Consider the following 509-nt stretch of genomic DNA (forward strand, 5'->3'; position numbering starts at 1 on the left):
CGAAGTCCTACGAGGTCGCCAAACGCGGGTCCGGGAAACAACAAGCCGCCACCACCATGGCCTTCGTCCGGCTCCTCAAAGACCTCATGCGGGATAAGAACTTCGGCGCCCGGTTCGTGCCCGTGGTCCCGGACGAATCCCGCACCTTCGGGATGGACGCGTTCTTCCCGACCGCGAAAATCTACAACCCCAAAGGCCAGAACTACCTCTCCGTGGACCGCGACCTCGTCCTGGCCTACAAAGAATCACCCGCAGGCCAACTGATCCACCCCGGCATCAACGAAGCCGGCGCCGTCGCAGCGTTCACCGCAGCAGGGACCGCCTACGCCACCCACGGCGAACCCCTGGTCCCGATCTACGTGTTCTACTCCATGTTCGGCTTCCAACGCACCGGAGATTCCTTCTGGGCCGCCGCGGACCAAATGACCCGCGGCTTCATCATCGGCGCCACCGCAGGACGAACCACCCTCACCGGCGAAGGACTCCAACACGCCGACGGACACTCACCC

At 64.0% G+C, this 509-nt stretch carries 1 pseudogene; it reads left to right on the forward strand.

Annotation, left to right across the window (positions count from 1 at the left end):
• Window positions 1–509 (forward strand): annotated as a pseudogene (locus ACLRGI_RS08565) (pyruvate dehydrogenase (acetyl-transferring), homodimeric type); the annotation flags it as partial.

It is taken from the genome of Paenarthrobacter sp. PPS72 (assembly GCF_048537125.1).
Classification (GTDB): Bacteria; Actinomycetota; Actinomycetes; order Actinomycetales; family Micrococcaceae; genus Arthrobacter; species Arthrobacter nitroguajacolicus_E.